Annotated in this window: 23 protein-coding genes; 12 read left to right on the forward strand and 11 right to left on the reverse strand. The window is 68.5% G+C overall.

Annotated elements, in window-relative coordinates:
* Positions 1-113: 113 nt before the first annotated feature.
* The 9 genes from AC3A4T_RS04895 (at position 114) to AC3A4T_RS04935 (ending at position 8981) form a co-directional block, all read left to right on the forward strand.
* The gene (locus AC3A4T_RS04895) at positions 114-758 is read left to right on the forward strand and encodes a CDP-alcohol phosphatidyltransferase family protein (RefSeq protein ID WP_487674358.1); all 645 of its coding nucleotides are present in this window, start codon (positions 114-116) and stop codon (positions 756-758) included.
* Positions 758-2518: a bifunctional alpha/beta hydrolase/class I SAM-dependent methyltransferase gene (locus AC3A4T_RS04900; protein ID WP_487674359.1), complete on the forward strand. Its 1761-nt coding sequence runs from the start codon at positions 758-760 to the stop codon at positions 2516-2518. The genes AC3A4T_RS04895 and AC3A4T_RS04900 overlap by 1 nt, the downstream gene beginning before the upstream one ends.
* Positions 2515-3861 carry a phosphatase PAP2/dual specificity phosphatase family protein gene (locus AC3A4T_RS04905; RefSeq protein WP_487674360.1) on the forward strand — a complete coding sequence of 449 codons (1347 nt, stop codon included), beginning with the start codon at positions 2515-2517 and terminating at the stop codon, positions 3859-3861. The genes AC3A4T_RS04900 and AC3A4T_RS04905 overlap by 4 nt, the downstream gene beginning before the upstream one ends.
* Positions 3858-4334: a hypothetical protein gene (locus AC3A4T_RS04910; RefSeq protein WP_487674361.1), complete on the forward strand. Its 477-nt coding sequence runs from the start codon at positions 3858-3860 to the stop codon at positions 4332-4334. The genes AC3A4T_RS04905 and AC3A4T_RS04910 overlap by 4 nt, the downstream gene beginning before the upstream one ends.
* An 11-nt stretch (positions 4335-4345) precedes the next feature.
* Positions 4346-5869, forward strand: a complete 1524-nt coding sequence (locus tag AC3A4T_RS04915; protein ID WP_487674362.1) for a TIGR04222 domain-containing membrane protein — start codon at positions 4346-4348, stop codon at positions 5867-5869.
* Positions 5870-5882: 13 nt separating this feature from the next.
* Positions 5883-6581: a CDP-alcohol phosphatidyltransferase family protein gene (locus AC3A4T_RS04920; protein ID WP_487674363.1), complete on the forward strand. Its 699-nt coding sequence runs from the start codon at positions 5883-5885 to the stop codon at positions 6579-6581.
* On the forward strand, positions 6578-7258 hold the full coding sequence (locus AC3A4T_RS04925; protein WP_056116176.1) for a lysophospholipid acyltransferase family protein: 681 nt from the start codon (positions 6578-6580) through the stop codon (positions 7256-7258). Before AC3A4T_RS04920 ends, AC3A4T_RS04925 begins: the two co-directional genes overlap by 4 nt.
* On the forward strand, positions 7255-8214 hold the full coding sequence (locus tag AC3A4T_RS04930; protein WP_056116178.1) for a phosphatidate cytidylyltransferase: 960 nt from the start codon (positions 7255-7257) through the stop codon (positions 8212-8214). The genes AC3A4T_RS04925 and AC3A4T_RS04930 overlap by 4 nt, the downstream gene beginning before the upstream one ends.
* Positions 8215-8543: 329 nt before the next feature.
* Positions 8544-8981 (forward strand): tetratricopeptide repeat protein, encoded by a 438-nt coding sequence (locus AC3A4T_RS04935; protein ID WP_487674364.1) that lies wholly within the window; start codon positions 8544-8546, stop codon positions 8979-8981.
* A gap of 201 nt (positions 8982-9182) precedes the next feature.
* Here the strand turns inward: AC3A4T_RS04935 and AC3A4T_RS04940 are convergent, their stop codons facing one another.
* From AC3A4T_RS04940 to prmA, 4 genes are all read right to left on the reverse strand, one after another.
* Positions 9183-9923 (reverse strand): hypothetical protein, encoded by a 741-nt coding sequence (locus tag AC3A4T_RS04940; protein WP_487674365.1) that lies wholly within the window; start codon positions 9921-9923, stop codon positions 9183-9185.
* 180 nt (positions 9924-10103) lie between these two features.
* Positions 10104-10376, reverse strand: a complete 273-nt coding sequence (fis, locus tag AC3A4T_RS04945) for a DNA-binding transcriptional regulator Fis (RefSeq protein ID WP_036111375.1) — start codon at positions 10374-10376, stop codon at positions 10104-10106.
* A 122-nt stretch (positions 10377-10498) separates the two neighbouring features.
* A complete protein-coding gene (locus tag AC3A4T_RS04950; protein ID WP_487674366.1) occupies positions 10499-11581 on the reverse strand; it encodes a DUF3426 domain-containing protein in 1083 nt (360 codons plus the stop codon).
* Between the two features lie 27 nt (positions 11582-11608).
* On the reverse strand, positions 11609-12529 hold the full coding sequence (gene prmA / locus AC3A4T_RS04955; RefSeq protein WP_487674367.1) for a 50S ribosomal protein L11 methyltransferase: 921 nt from the start codon (positions 12527-12529) through the stop codon (positions 11609-11611).
* 90 nt (positions 12530-12619) lie between these two features.
* Between prmA and AC3A4T_RS04960 the strand changes: the two genes are divergently transcribed.
* The 3 genes from AC3A4T_RS04960 (at position 12620) to AC3A4T_RS04970 (ending at position 15465) form a co-directional block, all read left to right on the forward strand.
* Positions 12620-13696, forward strand: a complete 1077-nt coding sequence (locus AC3A4T_RS04960; RefSeq protein WP_487674368.1) for a hypothetical protein — start codon at positions 12620-12622, stop codon at positions 13694-13696.
* A gap of 276 nt (positions 13697-13972) precedes the next feature.
* The gene (locus tag AC3A4T_RS04965) at positions 13973-14998 is read left to right on the forward strand and encodes a hypothetical protein (protein WP_487674369.1); all 1026 of its coding nucleotides are present in this window, start codon (positions 13973-13975) and stop codon (positions 14996-14998) included.
* Positions 14995-15465 (forward strand): hypothetical protein, encoded by a 471-nt coding sequence (locus AC3A4T_RS04970; RefSeq protein WP_310980286.1) that lies wholly within the window; start codon positions 14995-14997, stop codon positions 15463-15465. The genes AC3A4T_RS04965 and AC3A4T_RS04970 overlap by 4 nt, the downstream gene beginning before the upstream one ends.
* A gap of 427 nt (positions 15466-15892) precedes the next feature.
* On the opposite strand, the gene accC is transcribed toward AC3A4T_RS04970, so the two are convergent.
* From accC to cutA, 7 genes are all read right to left on the reverse strand, one after another.
* Positions 15893-17260 carry an acetyl-CoA carboxylase biotin carboxylase subunit gene (accC, locus tag AC3A4T_RS04975; protein ID WP_487674370.1) on the reverse strand — a complete coding sequence of 456 codons (1368 nt, stop codon included), beginning with the start codon at positions 17258-17260 and terminating at the stop codon, positions 15893-15895.
* The gene (locus AC3A4T_RS04980; RefSeq protein ID WP_487674371.1) at positions 17253-17690 is read right to left on the reverse strand and encodes a four helix bundle protein; all 438 of its coding nucleotides are present in this window, start codon (positions 17688-17690) and stop codon (positions 17253-17255) included. Before AC3A4T_RS04980 ends, accC begins: the two co-directional genes overlap by 8 nt.
* Positions 17691-17718: 28 nt before the next feature.
* Positions 17719-18204, reverse strand: a complete 486-nt coding sequence (gene accB / locus AC3A4T_RS04985) for an acetyl-CoA carboxylase biotin carboxyl carrier protein (protein WP_046660090.1) — start codon at positions 18202-18204, stop codon at positions 17719-17721.
* Positions 18205-18284: 80 nt separating this feature from the next.
* Positions 18285-18725: a type II 3-dehydroquinate dehydratase gene (gene aroQ, locus AC3A4T_RS04990; RefSeq protein WP_487674372.1), complete on the reverse strand. Its 441-nt coding sequence runs from the start codon at positions 18723-18725 to the stop codon at positions 18285-18287.
* Positions 18726-19237: 512 nt separating this feature from the next.
* The gene (locus tag AC3A4T_RS04995) at positions 19238-19834 is read right to left on the reverse strand and encodes a TlpA family protein disulfide reductase (protein ID WP_487674373.1); all 597 of its coding nucleotides are present in this window, start codon (positions 19832-19834) and stop codon (positions 19238-19240) included.
* 12 nt (positions 19835-19846) lie between these two features.
* Positions 19847-22414, reverse strand: coding sequence for a protein-disulfide reductase DsbD (locus AC3A4T_RS05000; RefSeq protein WP_487674374.1), 2568 nt, complete (start codon positions 22412-22414; stop codon positions 19847-19849).
* Positions 22411-22752 carry a divalent-cation tolerance protein CutA gene (gene cutA, locus AC3A4T_RS05005; RefSeq protein ID WP_487674375.1) on the reverse strand — a complete coding sequence of 114 codons (342 nt, stop codon included), beginning with the start codon at positions 22750-22752 and terminating at the stop codon, positions 22411-22413. Before cutA ends, AC3A4T_RS05000 begins: the two co-directional genes overlap by 4 nt.
* Between the last annotated feature and the right edge of the window lie 393 nt (positions 22753-23145).

Here is a 23145-nt window from a genome sequence, read left to right on the forward strand (position 1 = left end):
CGGGCCAGTATTTCGATACCGCGCGCATCCGCCGGCATGGGGGCCGCGATCTTTGTCCGCAGCCGCTAAGCTGATCGGCGATCGCCCGCGAGGGCTTCAGGAACGCACAGGGAATGGCTTCGATCTACGCTTTGAAAGGACGCTTCCAGGCGCTGCTGCGGCCGCTGGTGCGGCGCTTGTACGCGCTGGGCGTCACCGCCAATCAAGTCACCACCGCGGCGGCGGCGGTCTCGCTCGGCGTGGCCGCGCTGGTGTACTGGGGCGCGCCGGCCCGGCCGTGGCTGTTCGCGTTGCTGCCGCTGTGGATGTTCGCGCGCATGGCGATGAACGCGATCGACGGCATGCTGGCGCGCGAGTTCGGCCAGCAGTCGCGGCTGGGCGCCTACCTCAACGAATTGTGCGATGTGGTGTCCGACAGCGCCTTGTACCTGGCGCTGTTCGCGGTCGCCGGCCTGCATCCGGCGCCGTTGCTGGCGTTCGTGCTGTTGGCGGTGTTGACCGAATACGCCGGCGTGCTCGGGCCGATGATCGGCGCGCCGCGCCGCTACGACGGGCCGATGGGCAAGAGCGACCGCGCGTTCGTGGTCGGTTTGCTGGGGGTGTTGCTCGCGTTGGGCTGGATCGGCGCGCGCGGTACGGAACTGATGTTGATCGTCGCCGGTGCGCTGTGCGTGTTGACCGTGGTGCGCCGCGTGCGCGCCGGTTTGCGGCATGATGCCGCGCAGGACGCCGCAGTACCGCAACAAGGAGAAGGTTGATGAGGGAAGTACAGGAACGCCAGTTCGCCAGTTTCGACGGCACTTCGCTGTTCTATCGTTATTGGCCCGCGAGCGCGCCGGCCGCCGGCCAGCCGCGCCGCGCGATCGTGCTGCTGCATCGTGGCCACGAGCATTCCGGCCGGGTCCAGCATCTGGTCGCCGAGCTGGGCATGGAGGATGCCGACTTCTTCGCCTGGGACGCGCGCGGCAACGGACGCTCGCCCGGCGAGCGCGGCGACGCGCCCGGTTTCGATGCGCTGGTGCGCGACCTGGACCGTTTCGTCGCTCACATCGGCGCCAGCCACGGTATTTCGGTCGAAGACACCGCGCTGATCGCGCAGAGCGTCGGCGCGGTGGTCGCCTCGACCTGGGTCCACGATTACGCGCCGCGCCTGCGCGCGCTGGTGCTCGCCTCGCCGGCGTTCAAGGTCAAGCTGTACGTGCCGCTGGCGGTGCCGGGCCTGAAGCTGATGCAGAAATTGCGCGGCAACTTCTTCGTCAACAGCTATGTCAAGCCACAGTGGCTCACGCACGATCCCGAACGGGTGGAAAGCTATCGCACCGATCCGTTGATCACCCGGCCGATTTCGGTGCGGGTGTTGTTGGGCTTGTATGAGGCGGCCGAACGCATCGTCGCCGACGCGCAGGCCATAACGGTTCCGACGCAACTCTTGGTCTCGGGTTCGGACTTCGTCGTGCATCGCGGCCCGCAGGACCGGTTCTACGAGCGTCTGGGATCGAGCATCAAGGAACGCCACCTGTTGCAGGGCTTCTATCACGACACCCTGGGCGAGAAGGGCCGGGTCGCCGCGATCAACCGCATCCGCGCGTTCGTGCAGGCGCGTTTCGCCGAACCGCTGCGCCGCGCCGATCTGCTCGACGCGCATCGCCATGGCCCGAGTTTCGAGGAATCGGAAAAACTCTCGTGGCCGCCGGAGCGCTGGTCGCTGGCCGACCTGCGCTGGCGCTTCACCCGCGCCGGGCTGCGTTTCGGCGGCAAGTTCTCCGAAGGCATCAAGCTCGGCCTGGACACCGGCTTCGATTCGGGCAGCAGCCTGGATTATGTCTACCGCGACGAGGCGCGCGGCAAAGGGCCCTTGGGCCGGATGATCGATCGCAACTACCTCGATGCGATCGGCTGGCGCGGCATCCGCGTGCGCCGTACCCATCTGCACGAGATGCTGCGCGAAGCGATGCGGCGCCTGCGCGCGGCGTCGCTGCCGGTGCATGCGGTCGATATCGCCGCGGGTCATGGCCGCTATGCGCTCGAAGCGCTGGCCGGAGGCAACGAACGCGCTGATTCGATCCGCCTGCGCGACTACAGCGAGCTCAACGTCGACAAAGGCCGCGCCTTGATCGAAACCCTCGGCGCCGGCGCGCTCGCGCGCTTCGACCAGGGCGACGCGTTCGACCGCAACGCCCTGGCCGCGCTCGATCCGCGCCCAACGTTGGCGGTGGTCTCGGGCTTGTACGAACTGTTTCCCGATAACGCGCTGGTGCGGCGTTCGCTCGACGGCCTGGCCGCGGCGGTGCCGCCGGGCGGTTTCATCGTCTACACCGGCCAGCCCTGGCATCCGCAACTGGAGTTCATCGCCCGCGCGCTGACCAGCCATCGCGGCGGCGAGGCCTGGGTGATGCGTCGGCGCAGCCAGCAGGAGATGGACGATCTGGTGCGCGCGGCGGGTTTCGTCAAGATCGATCAGCGCATCGACGCCTGGGGCATCTTCACCGTATCGCTGGCGCAGCGGGTCGACGCATGACCGCTGCGTCCGCGCGACGTCCGTGGGGGCGGGCGTTGCTGTGGCTGGTATTCCTCGGGCCGCTGTTCTTTCTGAGCTACGGCTACGCCAATTCGGTCGCGGCCGCGCGCATCGATGTACCCAGCATCGTGTTCGACTGGGAACGGGCGATGCCGTTCTGGGCCTGGACGATCGTGCCGTACTGGTCGATCGACGTGTTCTACGGAATTTCGCTGTTTGTCTGCCGTGACCGGCGCGAGCTCGATACCCAGGGCTTGCGGCTGTTGAGCGCGCAGGTCGTCGCGATCTCGTGTTTCCTGCTGTTTCCGCTGCATTTCAGCTTCACCCGACCCGAAACCGGCGGCGTGTTCGGCTGGTTGTTCGACGTGCTGCTGGGCTTCGACAAGCCGTTCAACCAGGCGCCGTCGTTGCACATCGTGCTGCTGATCGTGCTGTGGGTGCGTTTCGCCCAGCACCTGGGCGGCGCCTGGCGCGGGATGCTGCACGTTTGGTTCGCGCTGATCGGCGTGTCGGTGTTGACGACGTATCAGCATCACTTCATCGACCTGCCGACGGGCGTGCTGGCCGGTTGGCTGTGCGTGTGGCTATGGCCCGAGCGTGTCGCCGCGCCGTGGCGGCATGCGGCGCTGGCGCGCGATCCGCAGCGCTGGAAATTGGCGCTGATCTATCTGGCCGGCGCTGGCGCGTGTGCTTATGCCGCGATCGCGCTGGGTGGCGTGGGGCTGTGGCTGCTGTGGCCGGCGCTGTCGTTGCTGCTGGTGGCGCTGAACTACGCAGTGCTCGGCGCCGCCGGTTTCCAGAAACGCGACGATGGCCGTCTGAGCATGGCCGCGCTCTGGTTGTATGCGCCGTACCTGCTGGGCGCGTGGCTCAATTCGCGCTGGTGGACGCGCAACGCGCCGCAGCCGGTGTGGGTGATCGACGAAGTCTGGTTGGGCCGGGTGCCCGGCCGCGGCGAACGCGAGGGCTATGCGCGGGTGATCGACGTCAGCGCGGAGCTGCCGTTGCGGTCGTGGCGATCGGGCGACGTGGTCCGGCCGATGCTGGATCTGGTCGCGCCGGGCGCCGAGCAGTTGCGCGCGGCCGCCATCGATATCGAATCGATGCGCGGCCATGGCGAGATCTTGGTCTGCTGCGCCCTGGGCTATTCGCGCAGCGCCGCCTCGGTCGCGGCCTGGCTGCTGCACAGCGGCCGCGCGGCCACGGTCGACGAGGCGATCGCGATCCTGCGCAAGGCGCGGCCGGCGATCGTGCTGCGCGACCGGCATCGGCGCGCGCTGGGGCTGATGACGCGCGAAGCGGCGATGGCGCGCACGCAGATTCCGGACGGACACGCCGCATGAGCGATACGCAAATGCCGCAACCGAGTGACGATCCCGTCGTGACGACGACGTTCGACCTGCGCGCGATGGCCGCGCTGCTGGCGCAGGGACGGCATCTGCGCAACGGCTCGCTGATCGTGCTGGCGGCGACGCTGCTGGGTCTGGTATGGCCGGGCGTAGATGCCAGACCGGCGTGGTTGCTGTTGAGTCTCGGCGCCGGGCTGGCGCAGTTGTATTACGCGCTGCGGGTGGATTTCGATGCCAGGTTGCTGGCCGCGCTGGCCGATCACGGCGATGGCAGTGAGGCCGGCATCCACGCCGCGCGACGCCTGGATGCGAGCCTGATCGCACTGGGACTGTTGCCGCGCGAGCGTGCCGGCCGCGATTGGCCTGCGCGCTGGCGCGGCGCGCGCGGCTTGCTGCGCAATCAGGCGTTGTGCCTTTTGGCCCAATTGGCGATGCTGGTCGCGGCCTGTGGGCGGGTGTGGCTATGAGCGAAGCGGGGATGGACGACAACGTATGGACCGCGCCGCGGCGCGCGCTGTGGCAACGCCTGCATCAGTACGATTTCGGCGGCGAACACCACGAAGCCTTTCTGACCCGCGTCGCCCACGCCTGCCAGACCACCCGCGAGGGCGCGCAGGCGGCGCTGGAGGAATACCGGCGCTTCTGTTTTCTGGCGGTTTCCGCCGGCCATCCGGTCACCCCGAGCGAACTGATCGATCAGGTCTGGCACGCGCACATGACCGACACCCGCGACTACTGGCAGCGCTTCTGCCCGCTGGTGCTCGAGCAGTCGCTGCACCACGCGCCATCGTTGGGCGGTGCGCGGGAACACGAGCGGCATCAACAGCAATACCGCGAAACCTACATCAGCTACGAGCGCTTCTTCGGCGATCCGCCGGCCGCGCAGTGGCCGTATCCGGAACTCTCGCGCGCGGCGCAGGCCGCGACTCCCGGGCCGCATGCGGGTTCGGGCCGGCGCACGCCGTTGCGCTTCGTCACGCCCTGGACCGCGCCGCCGCGCGGCGTCGGCAGCTGGGTGTGGATCTGGAGCGTTGCCTGCGCCGCGGTGTATGCATGGGAGGCCTCGGCCTCGGCGGACTTCAATCCGCTGCAATGGCGCGGTTATGAATTTCTCGCGTTCTATATCGCCGCGATCGGCTGCGTGTTCACGCTCGGCGGTGCGCTGGAGCGGCGCGTGCGCGGCGCCAACCGACGCGGCAGCGTCAAGGGCGAGGACCCGGTCGAACTGGGTTTCCTCGCCGCGGGCGCCGAACGCGCCGCCGATGTGGCGATCGTCGAACTGCTCGATCGCGATGCCCTGCGCCTGGATTTCGCCGGTACCGCCCGCGATGCGGCGCGCACCGGCGCGTGGCTGCGCGTGAATCAGGACGGCGGCAAGCAGCCCCTTCGCGAATCCCTGCGCGAGGCGCTGTGGATCGTGCAGCGCCGGCAGAATCTCGACGATGCCCTCGGCGCGCTCAAGCAGCATTACGCCGAATTGGGCGAACAATTGCAGCGCAAGGGCTGGTGGATGAATCCGGCGCAGGCCTTGCGTGCGCGTCTGCTCGGCACGTTGCCGATCGTCGCCTTGGTCGGGTTCGGCCTGAGCAAGATTTTCGTCGGCGTGGAGCGCGGCAAGCCGGTCGGTTTCCTGGTGGTGCTGACCGCGCTCGCGAGCGTGCTGGCGCTGGTCCGCTGGGCGTACGCCAAGCGCCGTTCGCGCGCCGGCGACTGGGTGTTGCACGATGCCGACCGCAACTTGGCCAAGCGCCGCGAAGCAAGCGACACCGAAGCCGGCGACGCCGATGCCGGCGCGCGGGTCGCGTTGATGGGCACGGCGGGCCTGATCGACAGCGCCCTGATCGATTACCACACCCTGCGCACGCCGGTGTCGAGCAGCAGCGATGGCAGCGGCGGCAGCAGCAGTTGCGGCAGCAGTAGCAATAGCGGCGGTAGCAGCGACAGCGGCGGCAGCAGTTGTGGGTCCAGTGGCTGCGGCGGTTGCGGCGGCGGTGGCGATTGAACGGAGCGACAGCATGAGCGACCCCCACGATCCACGGCCGTCCGACGAGGTCGCGCCGGTGCCGTCCGCAGCGGGCGAACCGACGCGGCCCGACTGGCGCATACGCCTGGCCGCGCGGCTGCGTTCGCGCGGTGCCACGCCCAACGGCATTTCCCTGTTCGCGATCGGTTTGGCCGCATTGGCTGGGTTGTCGTTCTTCTTCGCCCTGCGCGATCCGCCGCTGGCCGGCGTGGTGCTGCTGCTGTTCGCGGCCGTCTGCCTGCAAGGGCGGATGCTGTGCAATCGGCTCGACGGTCTGCTCGCGCGTCGCGGCGGCATGGTCGGCAAGGCCGGCGAGGTCTACAGCGATGCGCCCGACCGGCTCGCCGACACGTTGATTTTCCTCGGCGTCGGTTACGGCCTGGCGCCGTGGCTGAGCTGGGCCAGCGACCTGGGCTGGGCCGCGTCGCTGCTGTCGGTCGGTACCGCCTACGTGCGCGTGCTCGGCCTGGCCTGCGGTTTGCGCGAACATGCCGAAGGACCGATGTCGCGACGCATGCGCATGATCGCGATGACTCTGGCCGCGTTGCTGTCGGCGATCGGTCTGGCCTTGGGATGGACGCAGTGGGTCGAAGCGTTGCTCGCCGCCGCCCTGGCCGCGGTCGCGCTCGGCGCGGCCGTTACCATCGCCTTGCGCCTGCGTTCGATCGTGCGCGAATTGGAGGCCAGATGATTTCGAACTTGCTCGCCAGCAGCTTCAGCGGCGCGATCCGCGCGCTGACCGGCGCGCGCGCGCTTTGGCGCTGCTCGCCGTCGTCGGATCACCGCGTGTACTACGGCAACCATGTCAGTCACGGCGATTTCGTGATGATCTGGTCGGCCTTGCCGCCGGCGTTGCGGCGCCAGGTGCGGCCGGTGGCCGGCGCCGATTACTGGCAGCGCGACGCGCTGCGTCGTTATCTGATCCGCGAAGTCTTCAACGGTGTGTTGATCGAACGCGACCCGGCCCAGCGCAAACAGGACGCGATCGACACCTTGTGCGATGCGGTCGATGGCGGCAGTTCGCTGATCCTGTTTCCCGAGGGCACGCGCAACCAGGGCGACGAGCCGCTGCTGCCGTTCAAGAGCGGGCTGTATCACCTCGCGCATTGCAGGCCGGAGCTCGAATTCGTGCCGGTGTGGATCGACAACCTCGCCCGGGTCATGCCCAAGGGCAAGGTCCTGCCGCTGCCGTTGCTATGCACCGCGACCTTCGGCGAGACCCTGCGTCTGCACGCCGACGAAGACAAACAGGCGTTTCTCGACCGCGCGCGCAACGCCTTGCTGGCCTTGTCCGAGCACGGCTTGGGCCATGCCGCGGGCAGCGCCACGACGAGCGGCGCGAACCCCGGCCACGGAGCGGCGGAATGAACGATCTGATCGGTTTCGTGCGCGAATGGCCGCACTCGGTGCTGCTGTTCGCCGGCGTGGCCTGCGTGTTGCTGATCGCGACCATCATCGCCGAATGGCTGCGCTGGAAGACCCGCGATGCGCCCAGCCAGGTGGTGGCCAACCTGGTCGCGCGCATTCGCGCCTGGTGGGTGATGGCGATCGTGGTCGGGCTCGCGTTCGCGATCGGCCGGGTCGGCATGATCGTGTTGTTCGCGATCGTCTCGCTGTTCGCGTTGCGCGAGTTCATCACACTGACGCCGACCCGGCGCAGCGATTACTACGCCTTGCTCGCGGCGTTCTACGTGGCGCTGCCGTTGCAGTACTGGCTGGTCTATATCGACTGGTACGGGCTGTACACGTTGCTTATCCCGGTCTATGCGTTCTTGCTGCTGCCGATCCTGTCGACCATCGGCGGCGACACCACGCGCTATCTGGAACGCACGGCCAAGGTGCAGTGGGGACTGATGATCTGCGTGTTCAGCATTTCCCATGTGCCGGCGCTGATCAATCTGCATATTCCCGGCTACGAGGGACGCAATCTGTTGTTGATCGCGTTCCTGGTGATCGTGGTGCAGTCCTCGGACGTGCTGCAATACGTGTGGGGCAAGCTGTGCGGCAAGCGCCTGATCGCGCCGAAGCTGTCGCCGTCGAAGACGGTCGAAGGTTTCGTAGGCGGTGTCGCTTCGGCGACCGCGCTGGGCGCGGCATTGTGGTGGATCACGCCGTTCACGCCGCTGCAGGCGGCCGCGCTGGCGCTGGTCATCAATCTGATGGGCTTCTACGGTGGTCTGGTGATGTCGGCGATCAAGCGCGATCGCGGGATCAAGGATTGGGGGCACATGATCGAAGGCCATGGCGGCGTGCTGGATCGTCTGGACTCGGTATGTTTCGCCGCCCCGGTCTTCTTTCATTTGATTCGGTATTGGTGGGTCTAGCCGGACCGCTCTGCGCGCATGCGCGCAGGTCCGGCTAGACGACCGGCCAAGGATGGCCGGGCCGGGCAGTCCGAAGCCGTCGCCAGTTGCGCCATGGATGGCGGCGCGAAGTTGAAAGAAGCGCCGTACGCGCGCACTGCGCGCAGGTCCGGCTAGACGACCGGCGAAGGATGGCCGGGCCGGGCGATCCGGAGCCCGCATTTGTTCCGCCATGAATGGCAGCGCGAAGATCGCAGACGCGTCGTACGCTGGCCGCCCGCCTGAGCAGGAAGCGCGAATCCTTCATCCAGGCGTTACAACCAAAACAAAGCAGCCCCGCGGAGCCCTCAATGACCTCAACCTCGCTGCAAATGGACGACGCCGTCTACGAACGCTTGAACAAACTGTGCGAGGCGGGTAATCAGGCGGTAGGCGAGGGCCGCTTCGACGCTGCGGTAACCTGCTTCAACGACGCCTGGGAATGGGTGCCCGAACCGAAGAAGGACTGGGAAGCGTCGACCTGGATCCTCACCGCGATCGGCGATTGCTACTTCCGTCTGCGCGACCTCAAGTCCGCGCGTCCGGTGCTGGAATACGCGTTGCGCTGCCCGGGCGGTCCGGGTAATGCCTTCATCCATCTGCGCCTGGGCCAGGTGCTGCTGGACGTCGGCGAGCACGATGCGGCTGCCGACGAACTGATGCATGCGTACAAGGGCGGCGGCGCGGACCTGTTCGCCGAAGACGATCCCAAGTACCTGGCGTTTCTGGCGACCCGCGCGCAGCTGTGATTGCTGGCGGGACGGGTGCGGACGGCGCGGCTTATTCCGATGCGTATCCGCGCAGCTTCTTGCACGGGGTCGCGCGATGAATGTCGCGGCGCGGTTGTGGTTGTCGTCGCGATGACACAGCACTTCGACTGGCGGCGTGATTACCGGTTCGCGTAGCGCGATCGAAACCCGACAACCAAACCGCGCGATGCAGCCGAACTCTCAACTCCAATCGAACGTCAACAACGCCAACCGTTCGACCGGTTCGTAGAACAGCACGATCAAGTCCGCGCCGCTATGTCGGTAGTGCCAACCGGGCACCGAGGCCACGTGTTCGAAACGACGGCCGCTCGGGCTCAGCGGCCACACCACGTCCTCACCGTTGTCGCCCGCGCCGATGCCGTGCTCAAGCGGGAACTCCACCGTCTCTTCCCAGTTGTAGCCCGATTCGGCCACGCCGCCGAACTGGGTCAGCAGTTCCTGCGGCATCGCGTCTTTGGACGGGCCGTTGCCGAACCGGTTGAGCCGCACCAGATGGCCGTGCTCGCGATAGTAGTCGCGCGATGCCCGATAGGCGCGCTCTTCAATCTCGTAATGCCGTTGCATCTCGGCGCGTTCGGCGTGCAACTCCGCGGGCGTGTGTTCGAGACTGCGCTCGAGCAGGAAATAGCGCGGATCGCCGAGCAGGCGATAACGCCCGTCCTCGACCGCGAAACCGATCCAGTTGCTGCGCAGCAGCGGCGCGTGAAATTCGTCTTCGGTGTACTGACCGACCAGGCCATCGCACGGCTCCAGCGGACTGAGCAGATGCAGCCAGCCCGACCATTGCGGCCGCACCGCGGACAGGTCGATCGATACCAGTGGATGCAGATGCCGGGCCAGGGTTTCCTGGCCCGGCGCAAATACGTCCTCGGCCGCGGGAAATGGGCGCAGGACAGCGCCGGGCTGGGTCAGATCGTGCATCGGCCTGCATTCCACGGGATCAACGTCGTGGCGATGATCGCATGCCACCGATGACCTCAGTCGCATTGCGCGGCGGTCGAGAAAACCAGGCGGGTTCGGCAAAGCGAACGCCGCGTCGCGGCGTTTGTTTCGATGGAAACGATGCGGACGTCGATGCGGGCGTCGAAGCCGGCCGGGCGCTTATTCCAGCCCGTACTCGCGCAGCTTCTTGCGCAGGGTCGCGCGATGAATGCCGAGCATCGCCGCGGCGCGGCTCTGGTTGCCGTCGCAATGCTGCAGCACTTCGGCGAACAGCGGGATTTCCAGTTCGCGCAGCGCGATTTCGTACAGATTTTCGGTGCCGCTGCCGTTGAGGTCGCCGAGGTAACGACGGATCGAAGTCGCGACATGATCGCGCAGCGGCACCCGGGGTCCGGTGCGGGCGGCTTCGTTGCGGTCGTTGAGTGCGTTCAAGTGCTTCCCCGTAGCAGGTTTCCGTCGGCCGGGATGTGCCAGTTGCGCACTGCGCGCAGTGACGACGGGAGGGGGAGTCTAGCGCGCCGGGGTCGCGGCAGACAACGCGACGGCGACGGATTTCAACGGAAATCGAAGGTGAACGCGACCACGTGCGGGGCCGGTTCGAGCACGTCGAATTGCACCGCGGCGCTTTGCCCCGGCGCGATCCGTTCGTCCGCCCGATACCCCTTGCGGTAGTCCTTTGGAGAGAACGCGCGCTGACCGACCCGGCGGCCATCGATGTCCTCCAGGCTCAGCATCAGGGTCGGCCACGGCTGCGCCCAGCGCGCGTCGTTGCGGAAACTGGCATTGACGCGCAATACGCCGGCGCGGTCTGCGACCGGCAGCACGTTGCGGTTGAGCATGGTCAACGCGGCCGGTTCGTGCCACGGCGGAATCTCGCACGCGAGCACGCCGCACAGGCTCGCGAGCAGCGGCCGCCAGCGCGCGTCGGCGGCGAGTTCGTCGCGTTGCGCGAGCAGTAATTGCAGGGCCAGCGCGATGGTCAGTACGCCGATCAGCAACGGGCCGCTCCAATGCAACCGCGTCGGCGCGGCGTTGGCGCGTGCGTGCTGACGGGCGAAGCTCGGCGCGCGTCGAGCCGAGCTCACCGCGGTTTCGGATTTGCCGGCGCGCTTGGCCGGGCGTTTGCGTGCGATCGGCACCGCGGCGCTGAGCGGGGTCAGTGCGGCGTCGGCGGATGGCGATGCGGCGGCCGGCGTCGCCGGTTGCGCGGGCGGAATGTCGTCCGCAGCGATGTCGGTGCTCGGTGCAGCGTCGGTGTTCGCATCGGCATCGGCCACTTGATTGCCGACCTCGGCCTTGGTCGCAACGTCGACCGCGCTCGTCGGTGCCGCAGGCGATGCAGGAATCTCGGCAGGATTCTTCTGCGGTTTCTTGCGCAACACGCTGGCGATGTCGTCGATGTCGGTGGCGGCGACATTTGTCGCTGCGACCGGTTTGCTCTCCGACGCAACCGCACGAACGTCTTCGTTCGGCGCTTGTTCGTTCGGCGCCTGCGCCGCGCTCGCCGCGTCATCGCCGCTGTTCGCCATGCCCTGCGATTGCAGCGCGCCGGCGCAGCGCGGACAGGTCCGGGTCGGACCGTCCTGAGCCACGACCAGCGCAACCAGATAACCGCAGTGAGGGCAGGCGACGAACATTGGCCTTATTCCATCATGCCGTCGCGCTCAGCGACGACGTATGCCTGTGACGCGCATCCAGTCTTCGAGACGGTCGGCGCGCAATTGTTCGAAGTCGGCGGCGTAGCGCGCGAGCACGTCGTCTTCCTGGCCGGCGAGGATGCCGGACAAGGCGATGCGTCCACCCGGCGCGACCCGCGCAGCCAGGGTGTCGGCCAGCGCGATCAAGGCCGAGGCGAGGATGTTGGCGACCACCACCGGGTACTGCGCGAGCGGTTCGTCCTGCGGCAGATGCACCTCGATGCGTTCGGCCACGCCGTTGCGCTGGGCGTTGTCGTCGGTGGCGAGCAGGGCCTGCGGGTCGTTGTCGACGCCGACCGCATGCGCGGCGCCGAGCTTGAGCGCGGCCAGGGCGAGGATGCCGGAGCCGCAGCCGAAATCGAGCACGCGCTGGCCGTCGAGTTCGCCCTCGTCGGCGAGGCCGTCGAGCCAGCCCAGGCACAGCGCGGTGGTCGGATGGGTACCCGAACCGAACGCCAGGCCCGGGTCCAGTCGCACCACCGCGGCGTCGGCCGCGTCGGCGCCGTCGGGCAGGTCGTGATTCCACGGCACGATCCAGGTGCGGCGGCCGAACTGCAGCGGCACGTACTGGTCCATCCATGCGCGCTCCCAGTCCTGGTCCTCGACCTGGCGGAAACGCACCTGGGTCCATTCCAGGCCCGGATCGAAGGATTCCAGCGCGGCCAGCAGCACCAGTGCGTCGGCGTCGTGCGGGAACAGCGCGCTGAGCACCATCGACTGCCACAGCGGGATTTCGCCGACGCCCGGTTCGAGGATGGCGTGCTCGTTGCTGGTGTCGGCGTCGGCGTCGAGCATGGTCACCGCGAGCGCGCCGACGTCGTCGAGCGCGGCTTCGTAGCGCGGTTGTTCGGCTTCGCTGCAGCGCAGGGTCAGTTCAAGAAAGGGCATCGAGCGGGCGGCGGATGAAAGCGGCGGCCATTATTGACCCGTTTCGCGGTGATCAGATAGCGTGCCCGCACATTCAAGGAGCACCGCGCAATGGAATCCACGCCGATCCGCCGTTCGTTCGCCGTCGCCGGGCGCGCCGTGCCGTCGCCACGGCCGCTGGCCTGGGCCGTGGCCGCGCTGATCGCGCTGGGCGCGTCGGCCTGCAATCGCGAAGGCCCGGCGACTGCGTCGGCGCCCGCCGCGCCCGCGGCTGCGACGCCAGCGCCCGCGGCGACACCCGCCGCCGCGACACCGGCCGCCACGGGCCTCACGGTCAAGGGCGAGGTCGGCAGCCTGCGCCTGCGCCTGATCGACGCGTTGCCGCCGCTGCCCAAGGCCAGCGCCGACAGCGGTGAGGCCTCGGGCGATTGCGGGCAAGCGCCGGCCTCAGCCGAGGCGCGCGCCGCCGCTGCGGCCGGCTGGACGGTGTTCGGCGAACGCGACTGGGCCGGTTACCGCGCCGTCGGCGTGGCCCGGGTCGGCACCCAATTGGCCGGCATGGGCTGCGTATTCCCAGATGGGCAGGTGCTGCTGTTCCGCGACGGCCGGCCGGTCGCGCAGGTGCTCGATAGCCAGGCGGGCAAGGAGGATTCCGATGCCGGCCTGCAGTCGCTGGAGGACGGCGTGCCCGGTCCTGCGGCCGAATCGAGCCAGCCGGCGCGACGCGCGGGCGCCGATGCCGAGTTGCGGGTCGGCGACTGGAACGGCAGCCAGCTCGCGCGCCTCGTGGTCGGCGCGGACGGCGGGCTGGAACTGGCCGCGCTGCCGGCGATCGACAGCTACTGCGGCCAGGGCGCGAAGCTGCCGCGGCTCGAAGCGGTGGCGCTGCCTGCCGCGCGCGAGCGCCTGCTCGCGCAGGGCTGGCAGGCCCGCCAATCCGACCCCGACGCCGACGAAGGCATGGACGGCATGCGCGACGCCCTGCGCAAGCTTGGTTACCCCGAGATCGAAGGCTGCTCCGGCACCGGCATGGGCTACTGCAACTACCACTATCGCAACGCCGCCGGCGACGCGCTGCAGCTGACCACGGCGGGCGAGTACGTCCCGCCCGGTGTCGACCAGGCCGAGGCCAACTGGCCCCGGGTGGCCGGTTACCGCGTGGTCTGCGCCGCGGCGAAGGACGGCTGAGCCCTGTTCAGGTGGCCGGGCATCCGTCCTGGCCCGTGTCTGGGCCGGGCGGGCACCGGGCATCGCGAATGGTGATTTAAGTCACAATTCAAGTGGCCGCGGGCATCTGCGCGGCGCTTGACTTATCATCGACGGCTTGACGATGCGCCGCCGGCGCCGGACAGGTCTTCGCGACCGGTTCGACGCGGCGGGCATCGCGTCCGCGGCGCGGACGATCGGCATCGCCGGTCGCTCGCTCCGTTGCTACGCCAACCCGGGTCGCGAGTCACGCACTTGATGTCCGATACCTACACGTCCGGCTACAAGCAAGGCCCGCGCGAGCCGCGCGCGGTCTGGCGCGTGGGCGGGCGTTCGCTGGTCGCGATCCTCGGCCTGACCTTGCTGGCCGGCGCATTCGTCTACGCCAACCGGCGCGGTCACGACGCTGGCGCGGGCGCCGCGCCCGCGCCAGCGGCCGACGCGCGCGCCCACGCCGCGCCGACGCCTGCCTCGGTGCGCGACAACGATGTCGGCCGCGACGATTCGATTCCGGTCGCCGGCCCGCGCCGCGCGCCCGGAGGCATCGCCCAGTCGCCGCTGCGCCAGCAGTTCGAGCAGGCGCGCGATCTGTATTCGTTCGCGCAATCGCTGCGTTCGCGCGCCGATGCCGGCGAGCCCGAAGCGATCTGGCTGCTGACGCGCGTCTACGACTACTGCGCGAATTACGCCAACGCGCCGGTCGACTACGGCAACGACACCCGCGCGATCGAGGCGATGAAATTGCGCACCTCCGCGGCGATGGTCGCCGCGCGCAGCCGGGTGAGTTCGCGCTGCGCGCGTTTCGTGCCCGAGGACGATCTGAGTTTCTCGATGATCCTGGTCAAGCGCGTGGAGGCGGCCAAGAGCGGCAGCCTGCCCGCCGAAGCCTCGCTGCTCGCGGCCGGCAAGCCGCTGGAGAAGACCGAGGAATACCGCAACGACCTGGTCGAACGGGTCGTGCGCTCGAAAGACCCGGAAGCCTATTCGGCGCTGTCGCCGGGCATGGGCATCGCATCCAGCGGCCGCAGCTCGGGTTTCACCCGCGCGGCCGGTACCCAGTTCGCCGAACTGGCGTGGCAATTGGCCGCGTGCAAGCTCGGCCAGGATTGCAGCGCGAAGGGGTCGTTGATGACCTCCTATTGCGCCAACGGCGGCATTTGTTCGCAGGACCCCGAGCAGGATTTCGCCGGGTTCGTATACGACGCGGCGATCCCGCGTCAGGGGGCAGAAGTGGTTGAAGAAATGGTCGATTCGCTGACTGGCGAAAAGAGGATGGTGCAATGAAACGCGAGCACTTCATGAAAACGGCGAAGATCGGCTTCTGGGCGCTGTTGTTGAGCGCTTACTCGGTCGGCGCGGCCGGGGTGATGATCGACGTGTTCGGCGAGGAGTACCGCGACCTGTCGCAGGTGGCGGTGACCTCGGTGGACTCCAAGGCCGAACAGCGCTCGTTGAGCGCGGCGCAGATCGCGGCGGTCTATCGAGCGCGCAGCGGCGCGCCGTTCTCGACCTTGCCGCCGGGCAGCACCTTCAAGGTGATGTGGCCGGACGGTTCCAGCGAGTACGTGATGGTCGTCAGCGCCTCGTCCACCGGCGGCATCCAGCCGATTCCGGGCACCCAGGTGCCGGCGCCGGGCAAGGCCAAGGGCAAGACCGCCACGACCGCGCACCGCAATGTGCCGGGCGCGGCCGAGTTGACCGAAGCCGACGTGCTGGAGATGGCGGCGTGGGTCGAGCCCACGTTGCGCTGAGGCGGGGCGTGCGGCTGTCGTGCGTGCGCCGATCGGCGCGGCGCGAGGGTGGTGCGCGCGCGGATCGCGGGTAACGCGGGCGTCGCGTGACGGGTCGCCGCGCGCGGCCGGGTGGTTGATCAGTCAAGGCCCGCGTTGTCGACGCGGGTTTTTTTGTGGCCGTGGTTGGCGGCAGGTTGCGGTAGGGCGCTGAGGGATCGGTCGCGGGTGTGCGATGGGCGATGCGGGCCGGGGTGGTTTTTCCTGGGGCGTTGGTCGCGACCTCGGGTGTCCGCTGGAGGTCGTGGTTCGCGGTCGCGGCTTGCGCCGCTCCTACAGGAAGCGGTTCTCGCCGATCGTGAAACGACGAAGGCCCGCGTTATCGACGCGGGCCTTCGTGTTGTTACGCGGCAGGAACTCAGACGATCGAGATCGTCGGCACAAAGTCTCAGACGATCGAGATCGTCTTCTCCTTCTGCTCCTTGAGCCGCTTTTCGAGGTAGTGGATGTTCATGCCGCCCTGCTGGAAGCCGGCATCGGACAGGATGCGCTGCTGTAGCGGGATGTTGGTCTTGATGCCGTCGACGACCATTTCGCTGAGCGCGACGCGCATGCGCGCGATCGCGGTGTCGCGGTCGGGGCCGTGCACGATCAGCTTGCCGATCATCGAGTCGTAGTTCGGCGGCACCCGATAGCCTTCGTAGATATGGCTGTCGACGCGCACGCCGGGGCCGCCCGGGGCGTGGAAGTGCTGGATCAGGCCCGGGCAGGGCATGAAGGTTTCCGGGTCTTCGGCGTTGATGCGGCACTCGATCGCGTGGCCGTCGAGCACGATGTCGCTTTGCTTGATCGACAGCTTGCGGCCGGCGGCGATCATCAACTGCTCGCGCACCAGATCGATGCCGGTGACCAACTCGGTGACCGGGTGTTCGACCTGGATGCGGGTGTTCATTTCGATGAAATAGAACCGCCCGTTCTCATACAAAAATTCGAACGTGCCCGCGCCGCGATAACCGATGCGGATGCAGGCCTCGACGCAGACCTTGCCGATTTCCGCGCGCTGCTCGGGCGTGATACCCGGCGCCGGCGCTTCCTCGACGACTTTCTGATGGCGGCGCTGCATCGAGCAGTCGCGTTCGCCTAGATGGATCGCGTTGCCCTGGCCGTCGGCGAGCACCTGGATCTCCACGTGGCGTGGGTTTTCCAGGAATTTCTCCATGTACACCATGTCGTTGCCGAACGCGGCCTTGGCTTCGGACTTGGTGGTCTGGATCGCGGCGTTGAGATGCGCTTCGGTGTGGACCACGCGCATGCCGCGACCGCCGCCGCCGCCGGCGGCCTTGACGATGATCGGGTAGCCGATCTCGCGCGCGATCTTGATGTTGGCGGCGTTGTCGTCGCCGAGCGGACCGCCGCTGCCGGGCACGCAGGGCACGCCGGCTTCCTTCATCGCGCGGATCGCCTCGACCTTGTCGCCCATCAGGCGGATGGTCTCGGCGCGCGGGCCGATGAAGATGAAGCCCGACTGCTCCACGCGCTCGGCGAAGTCGGCGTTCTCGCTGAGAAAGCCGTAGCCCGGATGGATCGCCTGGGCGTCGGTGACTTCGGCCGCGGCGATGATCGAGGCCATGTTGAGGTAGCTGTCGGACGAAGGCGCCGGCCCGATGCAGACCGACTCGTCGGCCATGGCCACGTGCTTGAGGTTGCGGTCGACGGTGGAATGCACCGCGACCGTGCGGATGCCGAGCGCGTGACACGCGCGCAGGATGCGCAGCGCGATTTCGCCGCGGTTGGCGATAACGACTTTATCAAGCATGGGATTGGGGATTCGAGATTTGGGATTCGTGAAGCGCGGGCGTCTCGCTGACGACGCGCGGCGATGAACCGAGCGAGCGGATCAGAGCGTTCAGACGGGCGAAGGTTCGGTCCAGCAAGTCCGTGTCCATGGCGTTGTCGGTTAGATATCCGAGGCGGCGGGCGATCTCATACTGCGTGCTGATTTCGGCGAGCGAGCCGCGCGCTATCGCCAGGAACCGCAAGTACTCCGGTCTCGATCGCCGCGCCGAGCCTTCGGCGATGTTCGATGGAACGCTCACGGCCGCTCTGCGTAATTGCATGGACAGGCCCAGCCGCTCGGTTTCGGGAAAAGACGCGGTGATGCGATAGATCGATTCGACCAACGCCATCGCGTCGCGCCAGACCTCCAGGCGCTCATGCGGTCGCTGCTTGTCCGAATCCCGAATCACGATTCCCTAATCCCGTCGTAATCGGCGATCAGCCGATTACGAACAAAGGCTGATCGAACTCGATCGGCTGGCCGCTCTCGGCCATGATCTTGAGCACCGTGCCGGACACGTCGGCTTCGATCGGGTTGAACATCTTCATCGCCTCGATCACCGCCAGGGTGTCGCCGGCCTTGACCGACTGGCCGACCGCGACGAACGGCGGCTTGTCCGGCGCGGGCGAGGAGTAGAAGGTGCCGACCATCGGCGCGCGCACGACGTGGCCGTCGGGCAGGTCGCTGGCGGGCTTGGCGCTGCCGCCGGTCGCCGCTTCGGTCGGCGAGCTCATCGGCATGGCCTGGGCCGCCGGGCGCTGTTCCGGCGCCGGCGCGTACATCGGCTGCGGCTGGGGCATCGCGTAGCCGCCCTTGGGCGTGCGGGCCAGGCGGACCGATTCTTCGCCTTCCTTGATCTCGATCTCGGCGAGGTTGGATTCCTCGAGCAGGTCGATCAGTTTCTTGATTTTGCGCAGGTCCATGGAGCGGGCCTCTGATGTGGAGCTTGGTATGCAGGTCGCGCGGACGCGGCCCGGACGGATACGGGGTGCGATGGCGCTCGCTAGAGTGCCAATCGCTTGATTGCAGCTTCGAGTGCGTAGCGGTAACTGTCGGCGCCGAAGCCGCAGACCACGCCGAGGGCCAGGTCGCTGAAATAGCTGTGGCGGCGGAAGTCTTCGCGGGTGTGCGGGTTGGACAGGTGGATCTCGATGAACGGGATCGCCACGGCCGCCAGGGCGTCGCGGATCGCCACGCTGGTGTGGGTGAAGGCGGCCGGGTTGATCAGGATCAGCGCGGTGCCGTCGCCGCGGGCGGCCTGGATGCGGTCGACCAGCACGTGCTCGGCGTTGGACTGCAGGCTCTCCAGGGAGTGGCCGGCCGCCTGCGCGCGCTCGCCCAGATCGGCGTCGATCTGCGCCAGGGTGGTGCGGCCGTAGACCTCCGGCTCGCGGGTGCCGAGCAGGTTGAGGTTGGGGCCGTGCAGGACCAGGAGCTTGGCCATCGGGACCGCGCGGTTGCCTTCAAAGGGCGGCAGTTTGCGCGATGGCTGCTCAGCTGTCCAGAAGTTGGCCGCCAAATCGGCGAAGTTGTCGCGATTTAAGCAGTTGTTTGAGTGGCGGCTCTAGAACGGCGGGCGTCCGCCGGTGTTGTAGCGGTTTTACCCGCGACTTGCTGGCTGTAGACGGACGATAGCAACTTCGCGTTGCAGGGTGCGCGGCCGGCCGGCGGGTCACCGCGGCGTTCGCGGATGAACCAGGCCCCACGATGGGTTCGCAGCGGCACGCGGCCAAGGTACATCCGGGACTCGCCGATCCTCGCCTGCCGGAGCCGCTGTGGAAAGCCGGCGCCGTCACGCATCCGCCGTGTATCGGGCCGACGGTTCGGCCGATAGTCGGGGCTGTGATCCAGGGCCGTGTGCTGGCTGAACGCCGTCGCGGCCTGGAACTGTGCGCGGGGCCAAGAATGCCGCCGCAAGACCTGAGCCGGCCGAAGCGGCGCATCGTCGCGCCGGGGTCAGTTCACCCAGCCGTCGATTTCACCGGCCTCGAACGGCCCGATCCGCTGCTTGAGCAGCTTGCCGTCGGCGCCGATCAGCACGGTGTAAGGCAGTACGCCCTTGGGGTTGCCGAGCTGGATGCCGGCGTCGCGCGGGCCGGGCTTGTCGAGCAGGATCGGGTAACCGACAGGCACCCGTTGCAGGAACGCGGCGACGTCCTCGGCATTGTCGAGGGCGATGCCGACCACCTGGGTGCCGGTCGCGCCTTGCGACTGGGCGTAACGATTGAGTTCGGGCATTTCCTTGATGCACGGCCCGCACCAGCTCGCCCACAGATTGATCAGGATCGGCCGGCCGGCGAACGCCTGCGGCAGCTGCATCGGCTTGCCGTCGAGGCCCGGCAGCTGCAGCGGCGGCATCGCCGCGCCGCGGCTGGCGACGGCCAGGTCGGCCGGCGGCTTGGGCGCCTCGCGCGCCATCTGGTCCTGCAGCACGCGCTGGCCCAGTTCGGTGCGCATCAGCCAGCCGCCGCCGACCAGCTGCCCGGCGAGCACGCCGAGGGTGCCGGCGGCCACCGCGATCAACACGATTTTGAGCGTAGACGACCAGGCCATGGGGTGCTGTCCTTAGCGGTGAGCGGCGCGCGCGCGATCGGCGCGCGCGGCGAACGCGGGGGCTTTTTCGAAACCGAACAGGCGCAGTTCACGGCGTTCGGCGCCGTCGCTGTAGTACAGCGTCGCCGGCGGGCCGATGATGCCCAGCCGCTTCATCAGCGCCTGATCGAGCTCGTCGTTGGCGGTGACGTCGGCCTTGAGCAGGACGAACCCATCGAGCGCGCGCTGCACCTGCGGTTCGGGGAAGGTGTACTTCTCCATTTCCTTGCAGGCCACGCACCAGTCGGCATAGAAATCGAGCATCAGCGGCTTGCCGGCGGCCTGGGCCGCGGCGAGTTCGCGGTCGAGGTCGGCGCTGGACTTGATCGTGCGGAACGGCAGTTCGGCCGGATGCGCGGCGCCGCCGCCGCGCAGGCCGGCGAGCGGGCGCAGCGGGTCGCTGCCGCCGGCCAGCGCGCCGAACACCTGGGCCGCGCCGAGCACGCCGAACAGCAGCGCGCACAACCAGCCGATCGCGCGCGCGCCGTCGCCGCGCGCGGCGCGCAGCGACAGCACGATCATCACCGCGGTGCCGAGCGCCAGCGCGCCCCACAGGGCGAGGGTGAGCGGGCCGGGCAGGATCCGCGACAGCATCCAGATCGCCATGCCGATGAAGACCAGGCCGAACACGCGCTGCACCGCGACCATCCACGGTCCGCTGGTCGGCAGGCCCTTGCCGGCGGCGACGCCGAACACCAGCAGCGGCACGCCCATGCCCAGGGCGAGGGTGAACAGCACCAGCCCGCCAAACAGCGGGTCACCGGTCTGGCTGATGTAGAGGACCGCGCCGGCCAACGGCGGCGCGACGCAGGGGCCGACGATCAATGAGGACAACGCGCCCATCGCCGCGACCCCGAGCCACGAGCCGCTGCGCTGGCGGTTGCTGACTTCGCTGAGCCAGTTGCGCAGGCCCGACGGCAGCTGTAGTTCGTACAGACCGAAGCTCGACAGCGCCAGGGCGACGAACACCAGCGCGAACACGCTGATGACCCACGGGGTCTGGAACAGGATCTGCACGTTTGAACCGGCGCCGAGCAGGCCGACGATCACCCCGGCGATGGTGAACACCGCGGCGTTGGCGAGCACGTAGACCAGCGACAAGGTGAAGGCGCGGCGCGCGCTCAGGCCCGGGCCCTGGCCGACGATCAGGCCCGACAGGATCGGGATCATCGGCAGCACGCACGGAGTGAACGCGAGCAGCAGGCCCAGGCCGAAGAAGGTCAGCAGGGCGAGGTAGCGGTTGGGGCCGGCCAGCGAGGCGGCGAGCAGGCTGTCTTCGGCTTGCGGTGCGGCGGTGTCGGCCGCTTGGTTGGCCGTGTCGGGCGACCCGGCGAGGCTTGCGCCGGCCTGGGTGGTGCCTGGATCGACGTTGGCGACGCCGGTGGCTGGATCGGTAGCGGCCGTGGCGGAGTCGCTGGACGAAGCCGGAGTGCCGGCGCCGTTATCAGCGTTGCTGGCGTCGGCCGTTGCAGCAGCAGCGGCGGTCGCGGCACCCGCGGCCGTGACCGCGGCGGGGTCGGTCTTGGTCGCATCGACGGCGGCGGTCACCGTGCCGCGCGCCAGATCGACCGTGACCTTGCGGGTCATCGGCGGATAGCAGATGCCGTCGGTCTGGCAGCCCTGGAACCCGGCGGTCAGGGTGATCTTGGCGGCGTCGGCGGTCTTGCGGATCAGCGGCAGCGGCACGTCGATCTGGTCGAAGAACACCGTGACCTGGCCGAAGTGTTCGTCGCGATGCGCGGTGCCGCGCGGCCACTGCGGCTTGCCGGCGGCGATCGCCGCGTTGTCGGTCTTGAGCGAGGTCTTGTCGCGATACAGGTAATAGCCGCGCGCCGGGGTGAAGCGCAGCAGCAGGCTGTCGCCGTCGCGGGCGATGGCTTCGAAACCGAAGGCCTGTTCCGGCGGCAGCGGCAGCGCATCGGTGCCGCCGATACTGCCGGCGCCCGGCGCGCTCAGCGGCGAACCGCCGCCGAGCAGCGGATTGCTGGCGCCGCCGCGCGGCCCGAACTGGACCAGCGGCGCGGATGCGGGCGCCGGGTCCATGGCCGGTGCCGACGCCGCCGCGATGGCGGCGGCGGGCAGGGCGACATTGAGCGTGCGGGTCTGCGGCGGGTAGCAGATGCCGGCGTCGGCGCAGCCCTGGTATTTGACGGTCAGCTTGACGCTGGCGCCCTGCGCGCTGCCCGGCAGACTGGCGCTCAGGCGGTCGCGGTAGGTCTCCACGTCGCCGAAGAACTCGTCCTTGTGCGCCTCGCCCTTGGGCAGTTGCAGCGGCCGCGCGGCGTAGCCGGCGTCGGTCTTGGCCGAGATGCGGTGTTTGTAGAGGTAGTAGCCCTTGGCGATCTTCCAGTCGATCGCGATGCGCTCGGCGCTCGGCGCGCTGGCGCTCAGCGCGAACGCCTCGTCGACCGGCAGCAGGTCCTTTTCGTCGACCGCGAGCGCGGGCGCGACGAACGCGGCGGCCAGCCCGGCGGTGGCCAGGGCGAGGGCGAAGGCATGGCCGGCGCGTCGGCGCCGGCCTGGAAGCAGGTCGTCAGTCATCGTTCTCGGGTCTGTTCGGCGATCCAGTGCAGATACGGATCGAGGCCGTCGCGGACTTCGACCACCAAGGCTTCCGGCAGTTCATACGGATGCAGCGCCTGGATCCGTGCGAGCACCGCGCGCACCCGGTCGGGCTGGGTCTTGATCATCAGTTGGACTTCGGTGGCGTGTTCGACCCGGCCCTGCCAGCGGTAGGTCGAACGCACCCCGGGCCAGCGGCTGACGCAGGCCGCCAGGCCTTCTTCGACCAGCGCCAGCGCGATCGCGTCGGCCGTGGCTTCGTCGGGGCAGGTGCTGAAGATCAGCCGGGGCAGGGGCGCGGGGTCGGTCGGGGGCATCGCCGCAAGTGTAATGCGCGCTCATGGCCCGCGACTCGGCCGGGTCGGGCCGGAACGTGCCGGAAGAGGCCGAATTGGGGGAATGCAGTGTTGCGGCGGTCGCGGACTGTGCGGAGTGTCGCTAATCCTGGCGGCTTGGGCATCGGGTCCGGTCGGGCCGCGGAAGACTGCGGTGAGTGGGCATGGCTCCACGCGCCTTCTCCGGCATCGGCATCGGCAGGTGGCAGACGGCAGGCGGGAAGCGGCAAGCGGCGATGACGGCAGGAAACGGGCGACCATCCGGTAAGCGCCATGACCCGCGCACTCCGCTCTTGCTCGTCATCCCCGCGAAGGCGGGGATCCAGAGACTTCAGCGCCATGTCTGTATCAAGCCGTGGACCTTGCTCGTTCGAC

This window comes from Lysobacter sp. Soil_N_51 (assembly GCF_057655755.1).

Excerpts from the sequence above, each read along its gene's own strand:
- AC3A4T_RS04895 (WP_487674358.1), top strand. The coding sequence starts at position 114 with ATGGCTTCGATCTACGCTTTGAAAGGACGCTTCCAGGCGCTGCTGCGG.
- AC3A4T_RS04900 (WP_487674359.1), top strand. The coding sequence starts at position 758 with ATGAGGGAAGTACAGGAACGCCAGTTCGCCAGTTTCGACGGCACTTCG.
- AC3A4T_RS04905 (WP_487674360.1), top strand. The coding sequence starts at position 2,515 with ATGACCGCTGCGTCCGCGCGACGTCCGTGGGGGCGGGCGTTGCTGTGG.
- AC3A4T_RS04910 (WP_487674361.1), top strand. The coding sequence starts at position 3,858 with ATGAGCGATACGCAAATGCCGCAACCGAGTGACGATCCCGTCGTGACG.
- AC3A4T_RS04915 (WP_487674362.1), top strand. The coding sequence starts at position 4,346 with ATGGACGACAACGTATGGACCGCGCCGCGGCGCGCGCTGTGGCAACGC.
- AC3A4T_RS04920 (WP_487674363.1), top strand. The coding sequence starts at position 5,883 with ATGAGCGACCCCCACGATCCACGGCCGTCCGACGAGGTCGCGCCGGTG.
- AC3A4T_RS04925 (WP_056116176.1), top strand. The coding sequence starts at position 6,578 with ATGATTTCGAACTTGCTCGCCAGCAGCTTCAGCGGCGCGATCCGCGCG.
- AC3A4T_RS04930 (WP_056116178.1), top strand. The coding sequence starts at position 7,255 with ATGAACGATCTGATCGGTTTCGTGCGCGAATGGCCGCACTCGGTGCTG.
- AC3A4T_RS04935 (WP_487674364.1), top strand. The coding sequence starts at position 8,544 with ATGACCTCAACCTCGCTGCAAATGGACGACGCCGTCTACGAACGCTTG.
- AC3A4T_RS04940 (WP_487674365.1), bottom strand. The coding sequence starts at position 9,923 with ATGCACGATCTGACCCAGCCCGGCGCTGTCCTGCGCCCATTTCCCGCG.
- AC3A4T_RS04950 (WP_487674366.1), bottom strand. The coding sequence starts at position 11,581 with ATGTTCGTCGCCTGCCCTCACTGCGGTTATCTGGTTGCGCTGGTCGTG.
- prmA (WP_487674367.1), bottom strand. The coding sequence starts at position 12,529 with ATGCCCTTTCTTGAACTGACCCTGCGCTGCAGCGAAGCCGAACAACCG.
- AC3A4T_RS04960 (WP_487674368.1), top strand. The coding sequence starts at position 12,620 with ATGGAATCCACGCCGATCCGCCGTTCGTTCGCCGTCGCCGGGCGCGCC.
- AC3A4T_RS04965 (WP_487674369.1), top strand. The coding sequence starts at position 13,973 with ATGTCCGATACCTACACGTCCGGCTACAAGCAAGGCCCGCGCGAGCCG.
- AC3A4T_RS04970 (WP_310980286.1), top strand. The coding sequence starts at position 14,995 with ATGAAACGCGAGCACTTCATGAAAACGGCGAAGATCGGCTTCTGGGCG.
- accC (WP_487674370.1), bottom strand. The coding sequence starts at position 17,260 with ATGCTTGATAAAGTCGTTATCGCCAACCGCGGCGAAATCGCGCTGCGC.
- accB (WP_046660090.1), bottom strand. The coding sequence starts at position 18,204 with ATGGACCTGCGCAAAATCAAGAAACTGATCGACCTGCTCGAGGAATCC.
- aroQ (WP_487674372.1), bottom strand. The coding sequence starts at position 18,725 with ATGGCCAAGCTCCTGGTCCTGCACGGCCCCAACCTCAACCTGCTCGGC.
- AC3A4T_RS04995 (WP_487674373.1), bottom strand. The coding sequence starts at position 19,834 with ATGGCCTGGTCGTCTACGCTCAAAATCGTGTTGATCGCGGTGGCCGCC.
- AC3A4T_RS05000 (WP_487674374.1), bottom strand. The coding sequence starts at position 22,414 with ATGACTGACGACCTGCTTCCAGGCCGGCGCCGACGCGCCGGCCATGCC.
- cutA (WP_487674375.1), bottom strand. The coding sequence starts at position 22,752 with ATGCCCCCGACCGACCCCGCGCCCCTGCCCCGGCTGATCTTCAGCACC.